Genomic DNA, 16907 nt, shown 5'->3' with positions numbered 1-16907 from the left:
TCGCAGAACTCCGGCTCGACCATGGGCTCGCCACCACCGGACAGCACGGCCTTCCACCCACGGCTCACCGCCTGGATCAGCTGTTGGTGAAGATCAGGCAGGTGAGGATGAGACAGGTGTACTGGCAGCCGGCGCCGTGGCCGGTCAGCTCGACGGACTCGGTCTCCGGCAGGTCCTGCAGCGCCGCGAGATCGGTCTCGAAGTCCACCATGTTCTCCATGATCGGGTTCCTCCCCTGGAACTACGCCCGCCGCGATCTGCCTGCGGGCATCGGGTGTCGCCCCCGGGCGGCTCGGTCCGCCGCGCCGGGGTGGTGCCCCGGGCCGCGTCGGGCCCGGGAGTCTGTGTGGTGAGGTGTCGACGTTCTGAGATGTCGAGATGTCGAGGTGCCGACGTCCTGAGGAGTCGAGGTACCGACGTGTCGACGTCCTGAGGAGTCGAGGAGTCGAGGAGTCGAGGGGTCGACGTACCGAGGTGCCGGGGCTCCGGTCAGCCCGGTCGGCCGGTCCGCAGGAAGGCGGCCAGCAGCTCGTGCAGCACGGCCGCGCCCTCCTCGGCGAGCACCTCGTGGCCCGATCCGGCCGCCTCGACGTACCGGAAGTCCGCGCCCTCGACCCGGCCGATCCGCAGCAACTCGTGCCGCAGCGAACGGGACTGGCTCACCGGCACGACCTCGTCCCGGTTGCCGTGCACCACCAGCAGCGGGGCGCTCAGCCGGTGCGCCAGCTGGAGGACGTCGCGCGGGCCACGGGCGTCGGTGATCGGCTCGTCGCCGGCCAGCCGGGTGGTCAACGCCCGTACGGGGGCCGCCGCTTCGGCCAGTAGCCGGGCGCCGGACAGGAACGGTGCGACCACCGCGCAGCGGGACACCTGCTCGGCCGGCGCGTGCGCGGCCGCCAGCAGCGCCAGGAACGCGCCGTAGCTGACCCCGAACAGGGCCGGCGGCTCCAGCCCGAGCGCCGCGCGCTGGCCGGCGATGCCGTCCAGCAGGTACAGCACGTCGTCCAGGTCGGGCCCGCCCCAGGCGCCTCGGATGGCCATCGCGTGCGCCACCCCGTAGCCGGTGGAGCCGCGCTGGTTCGGTGCGATCACGGCCAGGCCCTCGGCGGCCATCCGCTGAAGGGCCGGGTCGAACTCCAGCCGCCAGGCGTCCGCCGGGCCCCCGTGCAGCGCCAGCACCAGGTGCGGGCTGCTCAGCCAGGTGTCCCCGCCGTACACCACGGCCTCCAACGGCCCCGCAGGACCGGCGAGTTCGAGGCTCTGCGCGGGCTGCCAGCGGCCGCCGTCCCCGGGTGCGGTGCTGCCGTCCACCCGCCAACCCGGCGGCTGGGTACGGGGGGTGCGCGGACCGCCGGGCTGCCAGGGCAGCACGGTGTCCCGCCACGGGCCGGGCAGGCCGGAGCCCAGCGGCGCCAGTTGCAGCGGCAGCGGCAGCGGCATCGGGCCGGACCCGGCCTTCGCCGGGCCGTGTGCCAGCAGCGCGTCCACGTCCAGGGCGGCCAGCGCCGCCGGGTGGTCGGGCGAGGAGTAAGGGAGCCGCAGCGCCGCCCCGCCCCAGTGGCCGACCGCGCCGAGCCGGCCGGGCGGCACCGGCAGCTGGTCCAGCCGGCCGGCGGCGGCCCGCCACAGGGCGAGCGCGGAGCCGGCGCCGTGGTCGACCTGCACCGCCACCTGCGGGCCGTCCGCCGTCCGCCGCAGCGCGACCGGCCGCAGGAACATGCCCGCGACGTGCAGGCACTCCGGGAACCGCAGCGGTTCGCCGCCGCCCAGCACGCCCCAGCCGAGCCGGTCGGTGCCCGGTGCGTCGCTGCGCACCATCGCGAACCGGCTGTCCGGGTCGAACAGCACCAGCCGGTCGTTGCTGCGCTCGCCGATCTCCAGCAGCGGGGTGGTCGTGCCGCTGCGCAGGTCCAGCACCACGGTGCGGACGAGCCCCGCGTTCACCCGGTCCAGCGCCAGCAGCGCCCCGGCGTGGTCCAGCCAGGCGCCGCCGCCGTGCAACCCCGGGATCTCGGCGACCCGTTCGGGCTCGCTGCCGTCCGTCCGCACCAGCCAGGCGGTGGTCGCCGGGCGGGTGTCCGTCCCGAGGGCGAGCGCCACCGGCGTGCGCGGACCGGCCCCGGGGGGCGTCGGGATCGGCAGCAGCCGCAGCCCGGGCATCCGGATCGTGGCCACCTGTTGTTCCACGGCGCCGTTCTCGCCGTACGAGAGGCGGACCAGGTCGTGCCGCTCGCCGTCGTGCCGGCAGACCAGCACCGAGCCGTCCGGCAGCGCGACCAGTTGCGAACGCAGGCTCTCCGACCGGTTGCCGGGCAGCGGCAACGCGAGCGGCGTGGCCGGCCCGCCGTCCGACGGCAGCCGCCAACTCTCCACGTACCAGCCGCCGTCGGCGGCCGAGGCGAGGCAGGCGGCGTGACCGCCGTCGGCGGCGAAGGTGAAACTCAGTCGGCGCAGCGCCTGCGCGACGGTCCGGGTGGCCACGTTCATGCCCCGCTCACCCCGCTTGCCGCGCCCTGGGACCGGCGTACGGCGGGCGGCACCGGATCCACCCAGAGCCGGGGGCCGCCGTGCCGCAGCCGCAGCAGGAAGGCCAATGCGCCCGCCGCGCCGGTGCCGTAGCCTGCCGCGCAGCCCGTCCCGGTCTCGTCCGGCAGCACCAGCAGGCCGCCCCGCAGCGCCGACCGAGCAGCGATCAGCTGCGCCAACTCCTCGGCGCTGGACCGAAATTCCGGCTCGTCGGCGACATCGGCGGCCTCGGCGAGGTCGAGCAGGTACTCGCCGTCGCCGGCCAGGCCGTGGCAGGCGCTCACCCCGCCGTGCCAGCGCCCGGCCAGTACGGCCCGCCCGGCGGCCAGCGCCAGCCCGTGCGCGGTGGCGTCGCCGGTGGCCCGCCAGAGCCGCAGCAGGAAGGTGCCCACGCCGGATGAGCCGCTGCACCAGTGCGCCAGCCTGACGCGGTCCGGATCGTCCGCGCTCTGCGGCCACCAGGCGCTCTCGCGCGGCGCGTCCCAGCGGACGGTCGCGGCGAGTGTGCGCCCGGCCTCGACGGCGCCGGCGAGCAGGTCGCGGTCGCCGGTCGCCTCGGCGGCGGCCAGCAGGAAGGTGCCCACACCGGCCACGCCGTGCGCGAAGCCGAGGTGGGTGATCCCGGCGAGCGCCGAGTCGAAGTCCGCCGGTACCGGCCACACCCGCCCGTACGGCTCGTGCCGGGCGGCGGCGAGCAGGGCGCGGCCGCAGTGGGCGGCGCGGTCGAGGAAGGCCGGATCGAGGGAGGTGATGTCTGCCGCCGCAAAGCGGAGTTGGGTGAACCCGGAGCCGGCCGCGCCGTGGCAGACGTCGGGGTTGGGCCACTCGACGGGGATCCGCCGGGCGAGCGCGGCGGCCCGAACGGCCAGCGCGTCGTCGCCCAACGCCCGGGCGGCGTCCAGCAGCGCCCAGGCCGTCCCCGACCGTCCGAAGTGCAGCCCGGGCAGCACCACCGGCTCGGCGGCCAGGCGCTGTTCGATCCACCCGGCGGCCGTCCGTGCCGTCCGCGCGGCCTCCGCGCGCACCTCGCCCGGCAGGCCCTCCGCCGCCACCGCCCGCGCCAGCACCGCCAGCACCCCGGCGGCGCCGTGCTGCACATTGCACGGATCCGTCCGCTCCCCGGCGGGCACGACCGGCCACAACCGGTCCCGCCGCAGCGGCGTGGCCGTGACGGCCAGCTGCCGCAGGCCGTCGCACAGCACCCGGTCGAGGAGGCCGACCGACGCGCGGCAGGCGGCGTCCGCAGCGGCGCCGTCGGGTCGGACGGCAGCCCGGGGGCCGCCGGTCGCGGCGGTCGCGGCGGTCGGGTCGGCCGGGTCGGTCGCGGAACGGTCGTCGTGGGCGTCGGTGGAGTGCTCGGCGGGCGCGGCCCGGTGGGCCGCAGCGCGCCACGGCGGAGCGGCGGCGGCCCGCATGGCACCGGCCCTGGCGGGCGCGGCACTGCCGTCGGCGGCTCGCTGCGGGGGTGCGGTGGCGGCGGCGCCGGTCGGGCCGGCGGCATGCGGGCCGTCGGGGTGCCCGGTGTGCGCGGTCCGCCGGTTCGGGGCCTGCCACAGAGGGGTGACGGCGGCGGTGGTCTCATGCCCGTGCGCGGCACCGGGAGCCCCGCCCGGGCGTGTGTCATCGCCGCGCCGGGCGTCCGCAGTGGCTCCGCCCGCGAGTTCCGCCCTGACCTGGGCGAGGCTCCAGCGCTGCCCCGGCTGTTCGGCCCGGAGGCCGAGGACGGCGGGGGCGAGGCGGCGGGCGGTGGTGCCGGTGCGGGCGGCGAGGGCGAGCCAGCGGCCGAGGCGCTCGGTGACCGGGCGGGCCCGGGGGAGGTCGTCCGGGAGCAGCGGGTCGTGGCCGGTGGCGAGGAGGAAGAGCAGGCCACCGAGGGCGTACAGGTCGACGGCCGGGTCGGCGACGCAGGTGCCGTCGTGGACGAGGCCGAGCCGGCCGGGCCCCTGTTCGGGGGCGCGGTAGCCGGGGGTGCCGGCGGAGCCGGCGGGGCGGCCGGTTTCGGCGGCGAGTTCGAGGTCGACGAGCCGGAGGCGGCCGTCGGGGCGGACCATCACGTTGCCGGGGGAGAGGTCGCGCAGGACGAGTCCTTGGGCGTGCACCCGTTCGACGAGGTCGAGGAGGGCGTGCGCGACCGGTCCGGCGTCGGCCCAGTCGACGTCGGGGCTGCCGTCGCGCCGCAGCCGGGCGGCGACCCACGCGCCGAGCGGCTGTCCGGCGATTCGTTCCTGCACGAGGAAGACGGAGTCGTCCCGTTCGATCAGTTCGATCGGGCGGGGTGCCAGGCCCTGCCCGTCCAGCCGGGTCAGCAGGGCGGCCTCGTGCCGCAGGGCGTCGCGGGCGTCGGTGCCGGCCCGGTCGATCTCGATGTGTGCGCGGGCCTGCTTGACCACGACCTCGGCGCCGCTCGCGGCCTCCCGGCCGAGGAAGACCCCGCCCTTGGTGCTGTGCCGTACGGCGGCGGTGATCGCGTACCGCTCGGCGAGCAGCACGCCCGCGCCGCGTTTCGGCCCCGGCCGGGCCGCACCGGTCTCCAGCGGGTCGCTGGCCCAGGACGGCGCCCGGTAGGAGGCGCCGCGCACGTCCTCGGCCCGTTCGCCGTCCGGCCCGTGCAGGACGGACCGGTACTCCCCGTCGTGGCCGAGCTCGGCGCGGGCCGCGAAGGCGCCGTACCGGTAGTGGACCAGGCTGCCGGGCCGGTAGGGGCGGTCGGAGAGCACGACGGGCCCGGGCAGTCCGGCGGTGGCCCGGTCGAGTCCGGCGGCCAGCCGCCGGAACTGGGCGTCGTCGGCCGGGTAGACGGTGATGAACTTGCCCGCCGAACCCCGATCGCTGTTACGGGAGTTGAGTTCGCGCAGCCGCTGCTCCCCGGCGGCGAACTTGAACGGGCACGGGTCGTCGGCGAGAGCCCGTACGACGGCCGCGAGCACTGCTTCGCCCGCCGCCGAGGCCGCGCTGACGTGGAGCTTCCAGCCCTGCTCCGGGAGTGGAACCGACGCGGGCGGCCTGGCCGTGCACCAGAAGCCCCCGGCGGTGACCTCCCAGTCGCCGCCGCCTCCCCGGCCGCCGGCCTCCGCCAGCGCCGCCCGCGTCGTCTCCGGCCACGGTCCGGCCGCATCCGGCCCGTGGCCCGCCGATTCCCCGCCCCCGGCCGTACGCAGCGATGTGCCCGCCGCCATTCGCCACCACATCCCTTCGTCTCGTCCGCCGCCCGTGGGTGCCCACCTGCTCCGGCACCCGGGCGTGCGGCCCGGCCTGATCGGTTTCCTCGGAAGGAGCGGGAGTGCCGCCCCTGAACGGGAGTGCCGCCTCGGTGTGGCGTGCCGCCCCGGTGCGGCGCACCGCCCTGGTACGGCGGTGCCGCGCCTGGGGCAGTAGCCCCGGCCGCGTCCGCCCCGGGCCCGGTCTCGCCAGGGCCCGTGTCCGGCGGAGCGCCTTCCCGACCCCCGGTCGGGGCAACTCCCGTTCGCAGGACTGAAGTTACTTTCGAGGCGGGAGTGGCTCAACGTAGAGCCGGTCACTTCACTCGTAAGGGTGATCGGGAAGCGGTTTCGAATTCGTGCGAGGGCTCCCGTGTGAGCAGTGGGCGCCGGGCGCGCGGGCGCGTGCGACCGGCGCCGGCCCCTCCCGGGCGCCCCCGCCGCAGATTGACGCGCGTCCGTACGCCATCGGCACCCGTGTCCGAACCGCGCCGCCACCGCGCCGCCGCCGCATCCCCGCTGCACCGGCCGCCCCGCTGCCGCCGCCCCGCCGCCCAGGTCGCCGAACGGCCGAGGCCCGACCGCCCCCGCGCGCACGGTAGTCTCGACAGGTGCCGAAACTGTCCGACGTCATCACCGCGCTCGAAGAGGTCTACCCGCCGCAGTGGGCGGAGGCCTGGGACGCCGTCGGCCTGGTCTGCGGAGACCCCCAGGCCGAGGTCGGCCGCGTGCTGTTCGCCGTCGACCCCGTGCAGACGGTCGTCGACGAGGCCGTCGAGTGGGGCGCCGACCTGGTGGTCACCCACCACCCCCTTTATCTGCGCGGCACCACCAGCGTCGCCGCGACCACCTTCAAGGGCCGGGTCGTGCACACGCTGATCAGCAACGGCATCGCCCTGCACGTCGCGCACACCAACGCCGACCACGCCGACCCCGGCGTCTCGGACGCGCTCGCCGAGGCCGTGGGCCTGCGGGTGACCGGCCCGCTGGTGCCGGACCCGACCGACCCGCTGGGCCGCCGCGGCACCGGCCGCATCGGCTTGCTGGAGCCCCCGCTGCCCCTGTCGGCCTTCGCCGCGCAGGTGGCCGAGGGCCTGCCGGCCACCGCCACGGGCGTCCGGGTCTCCGGCGACCCGGACCGGCTGGTGAGCCGGGTCGCGGTGTGCGGCGGCTCGGGCGACAGCTTCTTCGCCGAGGTGCGGGCGGCCGGGGTGGACGCCTACCTCACCGCCGACCTGCGCCACCACCCCGCGTCCGAGGCCGCCGAGGCGGCGCCGGTCGCCCTGGTCGACGCCGCGCACTGGGCCACCGAGTGGCCCTGGCTCGCCCTGGCCGAGCGGGCCCTGCACGCCGCCGCCGACCGGCGCGGCTGGGCCGTGGAGACCAAGGTCTCCCACCGGGTCACCGACCCGTGGACCGCGCACGCCCCCATGTCCTTCACCGCCTGACCCGATTCACAGGAGCCTTCCCCTTGAACGCCGCGCCCGCCGACCAGATCCGCCTGCTCGACCTCCAGGCCTTCGACTCGAAGCTCGACCAGCTGGCCCACCGGCGCCGGAGCCTGCCCGAGCACGCCGAGATCGAGAAGGCCTCCGCCGACCACACCGCGCTCAAGGACCTGGTGGTCGCCGCCGAGGCCCAGCAGGGCGACACCACGCGTGAGCTGACCAAGGCCGAGCAGGACGTGGAGCAGGTCCGCGCCCGGTCCGCCCGCAACCAGCAGCGCCTGGACTCCGGCGCGATCACCTCGCCGAGGGACCTGGAGAACCTCCAGCACGAGATCGGCTCGCTGGCCAAGCGCCAGGGCGACCTGGAGGAGATCGTGCTGGAGGTCATGGAGCGGCTGGAGAGCGCCCAGACCCGGGTCACCGAGCTGACCGCGCGCCTGCAGCACTCCACCGTCGTCCTCACCGAGGCCGAGACCCGCCGGGACGCCGCCTTCGCCGAGATCGACACCGAGGCCGACAAGGTCAAGCGGGACCGCGAGACCGTCGCCGCCGTCGTCCCCGCCGACCTGCTGAAGGTCTACACCAAGCTGCGCCAGACGCAGGGCGGCGTCGGCGCGGCCCGCCTCTACCAGCGCCGCTGCGAGGGCTGCCGCACCGAGTTCTCCATCACCGAGTTCAACGCCATCAAGGCCGAGCCGGCCGACAAGGTGGTCCGCTGCGAGAACTGCTCGCGGATCCTGGTCCGCACCGCCGATTCGGGCGCCTGACCCGGTGGCGGCTCGCTTCATCGTCGAGGCGGACGGCGGGTCCCGGGGCAACCCGGGGCCGGCCGGCTACGGCGCGGTGGTCCGGGACGGCGACACCGGACAGATCATCGCCGAGGCCGCCGAGTTCATCGGCCACGCCACCAACAACGTGGCCGAGTACAAGGGCCTGATCGCCGGCCTCAAGGCGGCCCGGGAGCTCGACCCGGACGCCTCGGTGGACGTCCGGATGGACTCCAAGCTGGTCGTCGAGCAGATGTCCGGGCGCTGGAAGATCAAGCACCCCGACATGCAGCCGCTCGCCGCCGAGGCCCGCACGATCCTCCCGCGCGCCCGGGTGACGTACACCTGGATCCCGCGCGAGCGGAACAAGGACGCCGACCGGCTCGCCAACGAGGCGATGGACGCGGGCAAGGCCGGCCGCCAGTGGGAGCCCAGGCCGCGGGCCGCCGCGGTGGTGGACGAGCCGCCGCTGGAGACCGCCGCCCCCAAGGCCGGCTGGGCCGCCCCCGCCGACCTCGGCACCCCGACCACCTTCGTCCTGCTCCGCCACGGCGAGACCGCGCTGACCCCGCAGAAGCGCTTCTCCGGCAGCGGCGGCAGCGACCCGGAACTGTCCGACAAGGGCCGCTGGCAGGCCGCGCGGGCCGCCGAGGAACTGGCCGCCCGCGGCAGCATCCAGGCCGTGGTGGCCTCGCCGATGCGCCGCACCCGGGAGACCGCCGAGATCGTCGCCGCCCGGCTCGGCCTGGAGGTCCGGTACGAGGACGGGCTGCGCGAGGTCGACTTCGGCGACTGGGAGGGCCTGACCTTCGCCGAGGTGCAGGAGCGCCACCCGGAGGACCTGGCGGCCTGGCTCGGCTCGGCGAAGGCCAAGCCCACCGGCAGCACGGAGAGCTTCACCACGCTCACCCACCGGGCCGGCGTCGCCCGGGACAAGATCATCGCCCGGCACCCCGGCAGGACCGTGCTGGTGGTCTCCCACGTCAGCCCGATCAAGACGCTGGTCCGGCTGGCGCTCGGCGCCCCGCCGGACGCGCTGTACCGGATGGAGCTGTCCGCCGCCTCTTTCTGCGCCGTCCAGTACTACGCGGACGGCAACGCCTCGCTGCGGCTGCTCAACGACACCTCGCACCTGCGCTGAACGCCTGGCTTCGGGGGAGCGGTGCGGGGGACCGCCCCCCGGAGCGGGCTCAGTGCACCTCGGTGACCACCACGTCCAGCTGCCACGGCTTGCGTGCCGTGCCTTCGGCGGCGAGCTCCACCCGGTGCCCCAGGCTCCGCAGCGCGTCCAGCAGCTCGCCCGGCGTCTTCGGCTCGATCCCCGCGACCAGCAGGTCCCGCACCAGGCGCCCCTTGGTCGCCTTGTTGAAGTGGCTGACGACCGTGCGCTTGCCGTTGCGCTCCTGGAGCACCCGGACGGTCGCCGTCCGGGACGTCACCTCGCCGGCCGGCTTCCACGCCGCCGCGTACGCCGAACTGCGCAGGTCCAGCACCAGCCCGTCCGCCACCTCCGGCAGCACGGACGCCATCGCGCCCCGCCAGTACGCGCCGAGCGCCCCCGGGCCGGGCAGTTTCACGCCCATCGAGCAGCGGTAGGGCGGGATCCGGTCGGAGATCCGCACGGCGCCCCACAGGCCGGAGAAGACCAGCAGCGACCGCTCGGCCCGGCCGTACGCGGCCGCGTCCAGCGTGGCCAGACCCAGGTTGTCGAACAGCACCCCGGTGTACACCTCGCCCGCCGGACGGGCACCCGCCTCAGGCAGCCCGGCGTTGCGGGCGATCTCGCCGCGCAGCCCGGGGCTGAGCCCCAGCACCTCCGCGGCGGTGTCCTCGTCACCCCGGCAGAGACCGACCAGCGCGTCCAGCACCTCGCCGCGCGCGGCCGTCAGCCCGGGAAGCGACAGCCGGTCGAGCGCCACCGGCACCCCGTCCCCGGATGCGGCCTTGCCCTCCGAAGGCGGCAACAGCACCAGCACAGCGGACTCCTCAACACTCTGTGGCGGATGAACCCCGCCACCCTACGCAAAACCGGCGCGCCCCGGGCGGCCCGCCCGCCCCGTCCGTCCGCCCCGAGACGGTTGCCCCGGCCGCGGCTACTCGGCGCCGCCGGCCCCCGCGACCACGGCCGTCCCGGCCGCCAGCGCCAGGCAGAGCGGCGAGTAGTACCGGGTGTCCAGCCGCTTGAACCGCTCCGAGCGCTCGACGGCCCTCCCGAACAGCACCAGGCCGCCGGCGCCGCGCGCCAGCATCACCCCGGCCACCGCCCGCACCCCGGCCCGCCGCAGCCGCCGCGGCCCCACCGCAGGCAGCACCCCGGCCTCCGCCCCCACCAGGTACGCGGCCGTCCCGAGCAGCCCCGCCACCGCGACGCAGGCCGCCGGGGACGGTGGTCCGTCGCCCGCGCCGACCACGGTGTCCGCGAACTCCTCCGGCGTCCGCAGCGGCCACGGCGTCACCGCCCACACCGCGTGCAGCGCCCCCGTCGCCGCCAACACCCCCGACACCGCCGCCCCGGTCACCTTCACCGCACCCATTGCCCGAACCCCCTTCGTGAACGACCACTTGACCCCAGCCTACGAGTGCTCACACCCGGGCCCCACCCCGCCCGGGGGTTGGAAATCCGGTGGGGCCGCCCGGCGTTCGCCACTACGGTGAGCAGCGAGGAGTGTGAGCGAGATGACCCTGCGACCTCTGGACCTGGTGCCCGGCGACGACGACGCCGTGGAGGAGTCCCTGTCCGTGCGCCTGCCCGCCGGCCTGCCGGCGGAGACCCGGCAGGCCCTGGAGTTCGCGGTGCGGGCCGCCGCCGAGGCCGTGATGGCCGGGCGGGTGCGGGTGACCGAGGCCCCGGCCGGGTCGGACACCGCCGAGCTGGCCTTCGAGGTCCGCCAGTCCGAGGTGCCGGACGCGCTCACCGATCAGTCGCAGGAGCCCGGCCAGCAGAGCCGGTCCGAGCGCCGGGCCGCCATGGTCGCCCGGATCCGTGCCGCCAACGCGGAGACGCTGGAGAGGCTCAAGGACCTGTGACCGAGTACCTGGACCTGGAGGACGTCACCTACCTGGCCGGCGGCCCGGAGAACATCCGGGACCTCGGCGGCCTGCTCTCGGCGATCGCCCGTCCGCAGGCGAGCCTGTTCGGCGGGGACGCCTACCCGGACCCGTGGACCAAGGCCGCCGCCCTCGGCCAGAGCCTGTCCCGCAACCACCCGCTGATCGACCGGAACAAGCGCACCGCCTTCGAGGCGATGCTGCTGTTCCTGGACTACAACGGCGAGCCGTACACCGACCCGCACCCGGACGACGCGGTGGCCTTCATGCTCCGGCTGGCCACCGGCGGCTACGACGACGCCGTCGTGCTCGCGGGCAAGGACCTGAAGTCGCTGCTGGGGCGCTGAGCCCACCAGCACCGGCAGTCCAGTGGCACCGGCAGCACCGGCAGCACCGGCAGCCCCGGCCGCCCGGCCGCCCGGCGCGTCCGGCGGGGTGATCCGTCCGGAATCACCCGATTCGCCCTACGCTGCCTGCATGCCTCGCCGAAAACTGCGCGTCAAGGCCGCCGACTCCGCCCGGATCAACACCGAACTGACCGAACTCCGCGCCCGCCTGGAGATCCACACCGAGTGGCCGGAGCCGGTGCTGGCCGAGGCGGAGGAGGCGGCCGAGCGCCCCCGGCTGCCCGAGCACGACGCCACCGACCTGCCGCTGTTCACCGTCGACCCGCCCGGCTCGCGCGACCTCGACCAGGCCATGCACCTGCTCCACCGTTCCGGCGGCGGCTACCGGGTGTACTACGCCATCGCGGACGTCGCCGCCTTCGTCCGTCCGGGCGGCGCCATCGACGCCGAGGCCCGCCGCCGGGTCGAGACCCTGTACTTCCCGGACCACCGCGTCCCGCTGCACCCCGCCCGGATCTCCGAGGACGCCGCCAGCCTGCTGCCCGGCGAGCCCCGGCCCGCCCTGCTCTGGCAGCTGGACCTGGACGCCGACGGCGCCGTGGTGCTCGCCGACCTGCGCCGCGCCCTGGTCCGCTCGCACCGCCGCCTCGACTACGCGGCCGTCCAGCGCGCGGTGGACCTCGGCGGCGCCGACGAACAGCTCGCCCTGCTCGCCACCGTCGGCCGGCTGCGCGAGGAGCAGGAGCGCGCGCGGGGCGGGATCAGCCTCCCGGTGCCCGAGCAGGAGGTCGAGGAGACCCTGCACGGCTACGTCCTCGGCTACCGCGCGCCCGGCCCCGCCGACGGCTGGAACGCGCAGATCTCGCTGCTCACCGGCCTGGCCGCGGCCGACCTGATGCTCGACGCGGGCGTCGGCCTGCTGCGCACCCTGCCCGCCGCGCCCGCCGCCGCGTACGAGCGGCTGCGCCGGATCGCCGCCGCGCTGGACGTGGACTGGCCGCAGGCGCTCCCGTACCCGGAGCTGATCCGCTCCCTGGACCCGGACGCGCCGATGGACGCCGCCTTCCTCAACGCGTGCACCGGCCTGCTGCGCGGCGCCGGCTACCACGCCTTCGACGAGTCCCGGGGCCTGCCCGCCCCGGCCGACCCGGGCCACGCCGCGCTCGCCGCGCCGTACGCACACTGCACCGCGCCGCTGCGCAGGCTCGGCGACCGCTTCGCGCAGGAGGTGTGCGCGGCGGTGGCGGCGGGGGAGGAGGTGCCGGACTGGGCGCGGGAGGCGCTGCCCGCCGTGCCGGGCCTGATGGCGAGCGGGGACCGCCGCGCGGCCGAGGTCGAACGGGCCTGCGTGGACCTGGTGGAGGCGGAGCTGCTGGCCGGCCGGGAGGGCGAGGACTTCACCGCCGTGGTGATCGACGTGGACGAGCGGCGGCCCGCGGCCGGCACGGTGCAGCTGCGCCGGCCCGCCGTCCGGGCCCGCTGCGACGGCGCCGATCCCGGGGCGGTGCTGCCGCTCGGCGGGCTGATCCGGGTCCGGCTGACGCAGGCCGACCCGCTCACCCGCACCGTCCGCTTCGCCGCCGTCTGACCCCTACCGCTTCCACGCGCCCCCGGCGCCGCCACCCGGACGGTCCGTCACGCGGCCCCCGAGCACCGCCCAGGTGGGAGGATCGGTCCCGTGCCCGAAGCCCAGCCCTCCGTCGCCCCGGGGCGCCGCCGCCGACTGCTCGTCCTGGCGATCTGCTGCCTGAGCCTGTTCATCGTCGGCCTGGACAACACCGTGGTGAACATCGCCCTGCCGGCGATCCAGCGGGACCTGGACGCCCCGGCGTCCGGGCTGCAGTGGATCATCGACGCCTACACCCTGGTCCTGGCCTCGCTGCTGATGCTGTTCGGCTCGGTGGCCGACCGCTTCGGCCGCCGCCGGGTGTTCCAGACCGGGCTGCTGTGCTTCGCGCTCGGCTCGCTGCTGTGCAGTCTGGCGCCGAGCCTGGAGTGGCTGGTGGCGTTCCGGGCGTTGCAGGCGGTCGGCGGTTCGATGCTGAACCCGGTGGCGATGTCGATCATCACCAACACCTTCACCGACCCGAAGGAGCGGGCCCGGGCGATCGGCGTCTGGGGCGGCGTGGTCGGCATCTCGATGGCGCTCGGCCCGTTGCTGGGCGGCTTCCTGGTGGAGGGCGCGGGCTGGCCGTCGATCTTCCTGATCAACGTTCCGGTCGCCGTGGTCGCGATGCTCCTGACCGCCCGTTACGTCCCGGAGTCGCGCTCGCCCCGGCCGCGCCGGCTGGACCCGGTCGGGCAGCTGCTGATGATCGTCCTGCTGGGCTGCGGCACCGCGGCCATCATCGAGGGCCCGGGCAGCGGCTGGACGTCCCCGCTGATCCTCGCCCTGGCGGCCGCCGCCGTGGCCGCGCTGATCGCCTTCCCGCTGTGGGAGCGGAGGGTGGCCGAGCCGCTGGTGGACCCGCGGTTCTTCGCCAGCGCGCCGTTCACCGGCGCCACCGTCACCGCGGTCTGCGCCTTCTCGGCCCTGGGCGGCTTCCTCTTCCTCAACACGCTCTACCTGCAGAACGTCCGGCACTACGACCCGTTCGAGGCGGGCCTGTGGACGCTGCCGATGGCCGCGATGATGCTGGTCTGCGCGCCGCTGTCCGGCCGGATCGTCGGCAGCCGGGGCCCGCGCGGCCCGCTGGTCGCGGCCGGGCTGGGCCTGGTCGCGAGCGGGCTGCTGCTGACCAGGCTGGCCGCCGACTCCCCGGCGGCGCTGCTGCTGGCGGCGTACGGGCTGTTCGGCTTCGGCTTCGGCATGGTCAACGCGCCGATCACCAACGCGGCCGTCTCCGGCATGCCGCGCGCCCAGGCGGGGGTGGCCGCGGCGGTCGCCTCGACGAGCCGCCAGATCGGCCAGTCGCTGGGGGTGGCGGTGATCGGTACGGTCGTCACCTCGGCCGTGGTCGGCCCGGTGGCGACGGGCTTCGCCCCGGCCAGCCACGCCGGCTGGTGGATCCTGGTGGGCCTGGGCGCCGCGATCCTCCTCCTCGGCCTGGCGACCACCACCCCGTGGGCGACCGCGACCGCCGTCCGGGTGGCCGCCCGCCTCGGCGGCGATCCGCCCGTGGTCCGCTCCGGTGTACGGGAGGCCCCACCCGAGCGGCTACGATGACCACTACGGCGGAAGAGCCGGCCGGGCGGCCGCGACGGGTCCTTGACCCGCCGAGGAACGTCCGGGCTCCACAGAGCAGGGTAGTGGGTAACGCCCACCCGGGGTGACCCGCGGGACAGTGCCACAGAAAACAGACCGCCCACCGCTTCGGCGGCGGGTAAGGGTGAAACGGTGGTGTAAGAGACCACCAGCGACCGGGGTGACTCGGCCGGCTCGGTAAACCCCACCTGGAGCAAGGTCAAGATCGGTGCCCTCGGGCGCCGTGCGCGGATGACTGAGGGCTGCTCGCCCGAGTCCGCGGGTAGACCGCACGAGGCTGTCGGCAACGGCAGTCCTAGATGGATGGCCGCCTCCCCGGGCCGCGCGAGCACCCCGGGAGACAGAACCCGGCGTACAGGCCGACTCTTCCGCCGCCCTAGCTTGACTGAGGCCCCCTGATCTGCGAAGTCGCAGGTCAGGGGGCCTTTGTCGTGGGGCCGCCCCGGTCGCGCGAGCGGCTCGGGAGACAGAACCGGGGGTACAGGCCGACTGTTCCGCTTGCCTGCCGTTACGCGGGGCGGGCGCCGACGGCGTCGCGGATCTGGTCGCCGAGGCCGCCGTTGACGCGGGCGCAGTTGGCGCAGCAGAAGAAGCGGCCGGCCACTTCGACGCCGTGGCCGACGATGCGGACCTGGCACTGCTCGCAGCGCGGCGCGAGCTTCTCCATCGCGCACTCGAAGCTGTCGAAGGTGTAGGTGTCGCCGGTGATGGTCTTGATCTCGAAGGCGAGCCAGTAGTCGTTGCCGCAGGTGACGCAGGTGGCCATGGCGGCCGTCTCCTTCCGGTGGGGGCCGGCCGGCCGGGGTGGCCGGGCAGCCGTTCCCAGTGTCGGAGGGCCGTGCGGGGGCGGCCACTCGACGGCGTCGTCAGGCGGAGCGGCTGGCGAGTTCCTCCAGGGCCCGGACGGCGCGGTCGGCGTCGTCGGCGGTGACGAACAGGTGGTCGTGGTGGAAGCCGGCCACCACGTTGCAGCTGATCCCCTCCTCGGCGAGGCGCCCGGCGACGGCCGCGGTGAGGCCGACGGCCTCCAGGGCGGAGTGGATCTGCAGGGTGATCCAGGCGGCCACGTACTCGTAGCGCAGCCCGAGTGCGTCGGCCTCCTCCTGGGCGACGACGACCGTGACCCCTTCGGGTTCGGCGACGGTCACCACCGGCCGCATGCCCGCGGGCACCTTGGCGGGCAGCGTGCAGTACACGTACCGCCCCGGGTTGAGCAGCGGGCGCATCCCGTGCAGCAGCTTCGCGAGGTCTCGTTCACCGGCCATGCCCGTCACCGTAGCGGCCGGACGGGGCCTGGGCGGTGGGGTGGGGCGCCGGTGCGCCGTTCGTGTCGGAATCCGTTGACGAGCGACAGTCGCCGATATATCGTCGAGCTATCGAGACAGTAACTCGACTGGCTCGGTGAACGAGGAGGTGAGCGCCATGCGCTCAGGAAACCGAGGAAATCCGGGAATGCGGTTCAGCGGCGAGGGTCCGCGCGGTGGCTGGCGCCGCGGGCCGGGGCCGGACTTCGAAGGGCGGGAGTTCGAGGGCCGGGAGGCCTTCGGCGGCTTCGGCCCGCCGCCGTTCGGCGGCGGTGGCCCCGGGCGGCCGATGGGCGGTCCGTTCGGGCACGGCTTCGGCGGCCACGGCGGGCGCCGCGGCGGTCCGCACGGGCGGCGTGGCGGCCGGGCGCGGCGCGGGGACGTCAGGGCCTCGCTGCTGGCGCTGCTCAAGGAGCGGCCGATGCACGGCTACGAGATGATCGCCGAGATCTCCGAGCGGACGGGTGGGGCCTGGCGGCCCAGCCCGGGCTCGATCTACCCCAACCTCCAACTGCTGGAGGAGGAGGGCCTGATCACCGCGGAGGAGGTCGGCGGCAAGCGGCTGGTGTCGCTCACCGAGGCGGGCCGGGCCGAGGCCGAGGCGGGGCCCGCCGAGCCGTGGGCGGAGGCCGGCCGGGAGGTCGACTGGGAGGCCGTCCAGGAGGTCGGCCAGGCGCTGGCCGCGGTCGACCAGGCGATCCGCCAGGTGATGGCGACGGGCACCGAGGCGCAGCGCGCCAAGGGCCTGACGGTGCTCACCGAGGCGCGCAAGAAGCTCTACCTGATCCTCGCCGAGGAGGACTGACCGCCGTGGGGGGCTGGGCACAGGCGGTGCGGCTGCTCAGGGGCGGACCGTGAACAGGGCCACGCAGGCGAGCAGCAGCACCGCCCAGCCGAACCAGAGCCAGCCGTTCGGGCCGATCACCACGGTGTAGACGCACACCGCCACCAGCAGCGCCCCGGTGACGCCGGCGACCTGCCGGTTGTGGTGCGCGACCGCCTGGGGGCGGCTGCGGGGGTGCCGTGCCGTTCTCGCCATGCCGTCCTCCCGGGGAGGCTGGGGGC

At 75.7% G+C, this 16907-nt stretch carries 16 protein-coding genes and 1 other RNA gene; 9 read left to right on the top strand and 8 right to left on the bottom strand.

Translation table 11 applies throughout. The features are described from left to right. Positions 1-76: 76 nt before the first annotated feature. From ACFV6D_RS17465 to ACFV6D_RS17455, 3 genes are all read right to left on the bottom strand, one after another. Entirely contained in the window at positions 77-220 is a 144-nt protein-coding gene (locus ACFV6D_RS17465; protein ID WP_159398410.1) for a VenA family class IV lanthipeptide, read from the bottom strand. Positions 221-489: 269 nt separating this feature from the next. After that, positions 490-2487, bottom strand: a complete 1998-nt coding sequence (locus ACFV6D_RS17460; protein WP_380560417.1) for an alpha/beta hydrolase family protein — start codon at positions 2485-2487, stop codon at positions 490-492. Then, positions 2484-5702 carry a lanthionine synthetase LanC family protein gene (locus ACFV6D_RS17455; protein ID WP_380560416.1) on the bottom strand — a complete coding sequence of 1073 codons (3219 nt, stop codon included), beginning with the start codon at positions 5700-5702 and terminating at the stop codon, positions 2484-2486. Before ACFV6D_RS17455 ends, ACFV6D_RS17460 begins: the two co-directional genes overlap by 4 nt. 632 nt (positions 5703-6334) lie before the next feature. On the opposite strand from ACFV6D_RS17455, the gene ACFV6D_RS17450 reads away from it, so the two are divergent. Genes ACFV6D_RS17450 through ACFV6D_RS17440 form a run of 3 tightly spaced genes read left to right on the top strand, consistent with a single transcriptional unit; the run spans position 6335 to position 9079 of the window. Then, entirely contained in the window at positions 6335-7171 is an 837-nt protein-coding gene (locus tag ACFV6D_RS17450; protein WP_380560415.1) for a Nif3-like dinuclear metal center hexameric protein, read from the top strand. A gap of 23 nt (positions 7172-7194) precedes the next feature. Next, positions 7195-7938, top strand: coding sequence for a zinc ribbon domain-containing protein (locus tag ACFV6D_RS17445; protein ID WP_063347374.1), 744 nt, complete (start codon positions 7195-7197; stop codon positions 7936-7938). 4 nt (positions 7939-7942) lie between these two features. After that, complete coding sequence (locus ACFV6D_RS17440; protein ID WP_063347373.1) at positions 7943-9079, top strand: bifunctional RNase H/acid phosphatase; 1137 nt, start codon at positions 7943-7945, stop codon at positions 9077-9079. A gap of 49 nt (positions 9080-9128) precedes the next feature. Here the strand turns inward: ACFV6D_RS17440 and yaaA are convergent, their stop codons facing one another. Next, complete coding sequence (gene yaaA, locus ACFV6D_RS17435; protein WP_380560414.1) at positions 9129-9914, bottom strand: peroxide stress protein YaaA; 786 nt, start codon at positions 9912-9914, stop codon at positions 9129-9131. A 117-nt stretch (positions 9915-10031) separates the two neighbouring features. Continuing rightward, positions 10032-10472, bottom strand: coding sequence for a DUF3995 domain-containing protein (locus ACFV6D_RS17430; RefSeq protein ID WP_079135552.1), 441 nt, complete (start codon positions 10470-10472; stop codon positions 10032-10034). A 142-nt stretch (positions 10473-10614) separates the two neighbouring features. Between ACFV6D_RS17430 and ACFV6D_RS17425 the strand changes: the two genes are divergently transcribed. The 5 genes from ACFV6D_RS17425 to rnpB all read left to right on the top strand — a co-directional run bounded on the left by ACFV6D_RS17425 (position 10615) and on the right by rnpB (position 14909). Further along, entirely contained in the window at positions 10615-10965 is a 351-nt protein-coding gene (locus ACFV6D_RS17425) for a hypothetical protein (RefSeq protein ID WP_380560413.1), read from the top strand. After that, on the top strand, positions 10962-11333 hold the full coding sequence (locus tag ACFV6D_RS17420) for a type II toxin-antitoxin system death-on-curing family toxin (RefSeq protein WP_063347370.1): 372 nt from the start codon (positions 10962-10964) through the stop codon (positions 11331-11333). The genes ACFV6D_RS17425 and ACFV6D_RS17420 overlap by 4 nt, the downstream gene beginning before the upstream one ends. Before the next feature lie 130 nt (positions 11334-11463). After that, entirely contained in the window at positions 11464-12921 is a 1458-nt protein-coding gene (locus ACFV6D_RS17415) for an RNB domain-containing ribonuclease (protein ID WP_380560412.1), read from the top strand. A gap of 90 nt (positions 12922-13011) precedes the next feature. Continuing rightward, on the top strand, positions 13012-14499 hold the full coding sequence (locus tag ACFV6D_RS17410; protein ID WP_380560411.1) for an MFS transporter: 1488 nt from the start codon (positions 13012-13014) through the stop codon (positions 14497-14499). Between the two features lie 13 nt (positions 14500-14512). After that, positions 14513-14909: RNase P RNA component class A (rnpB, locus tag ACFV6D_RS17405), an RNA gene on the top strand. Between the two features lie 137 nt (positions 14910-15046). On the opposite strand, the gene ACFV6D_RS17400 is transcribed toward rnpB, so the two are convergent. Both ACFV6D_RS17400 and ACFV6D_RS17395 read right to left on the bottom strand, forming a co-directional pair. Continuing rightward, positions 15047-15304 (bottom strand): hypothetical protein, encoded by a 258-nt coding sequence (locus ACFV6D_RS17400; RefSeq protein ID WP_063347367.1) that lies wholly within the window; start codon positions 15302-15304, stop codon positions 15047-15049. A gap of 100 nt (positions 15305-15404) precedes the next feature. After that, a complete protein-coding gene (locus ACFV6D_RS17395; RefSeq protein WP_380560410.1) occupies positions 15405-15803 on the bottom strand; it encodes an ACT domain-containing protein in 399 nt (132 codons plus the stop codon). Between the two features lie 187 nt (positions 15804-15990). Between ACFV6D_RS17395 and ACFV6D_RS17390 the strand changes: the two genes are divergently transcribed. Further along, positions 15991-16647 (top strand): PadR family transcriptional regulator, encoded by a 657-nt coding sequence (locus tag ACFV6D_RS17390; protein ID WP_380560409.1) that lies wholly within the window; start codon positions 15991-15993, stop codon positions 16645-16647. A 36-nt stretch (positions 16648-16683) separates the two neighbouring features. Here ACFV6D_RS17390 and ACFV6D_RS17385 read toward each other — a convergent pair whose 3' ends face one another. Next, the gene (locus tag ACFV6D_RS17385; RefSeq protein WP_380560408.1) at positions 16684-16881 is read right to left on the bottom strand and encodes a hypothetical protein; all 198 of its coding nucleotides are present in this window, start codon (positions 16879-16881) and stop codon (positions 16684-16686) included. Positions 16882-16907: the final 26 nt, after the last annotated feature.

The sequence above is a fragment of the Kitasatospora sp. NPDC059812 genome (assembly GCF_042732075.1).
Taxonomy (GTDB): Bacteria; Actinomycetota; Actinomycetes; order Streptomycetales; family Streptomycetaceae; genus Kitasatospora.
Note: the sequence above shows the minus strand (reverse complement) of the source record. Positions and strands in the feature narration are given on the sequence as shown.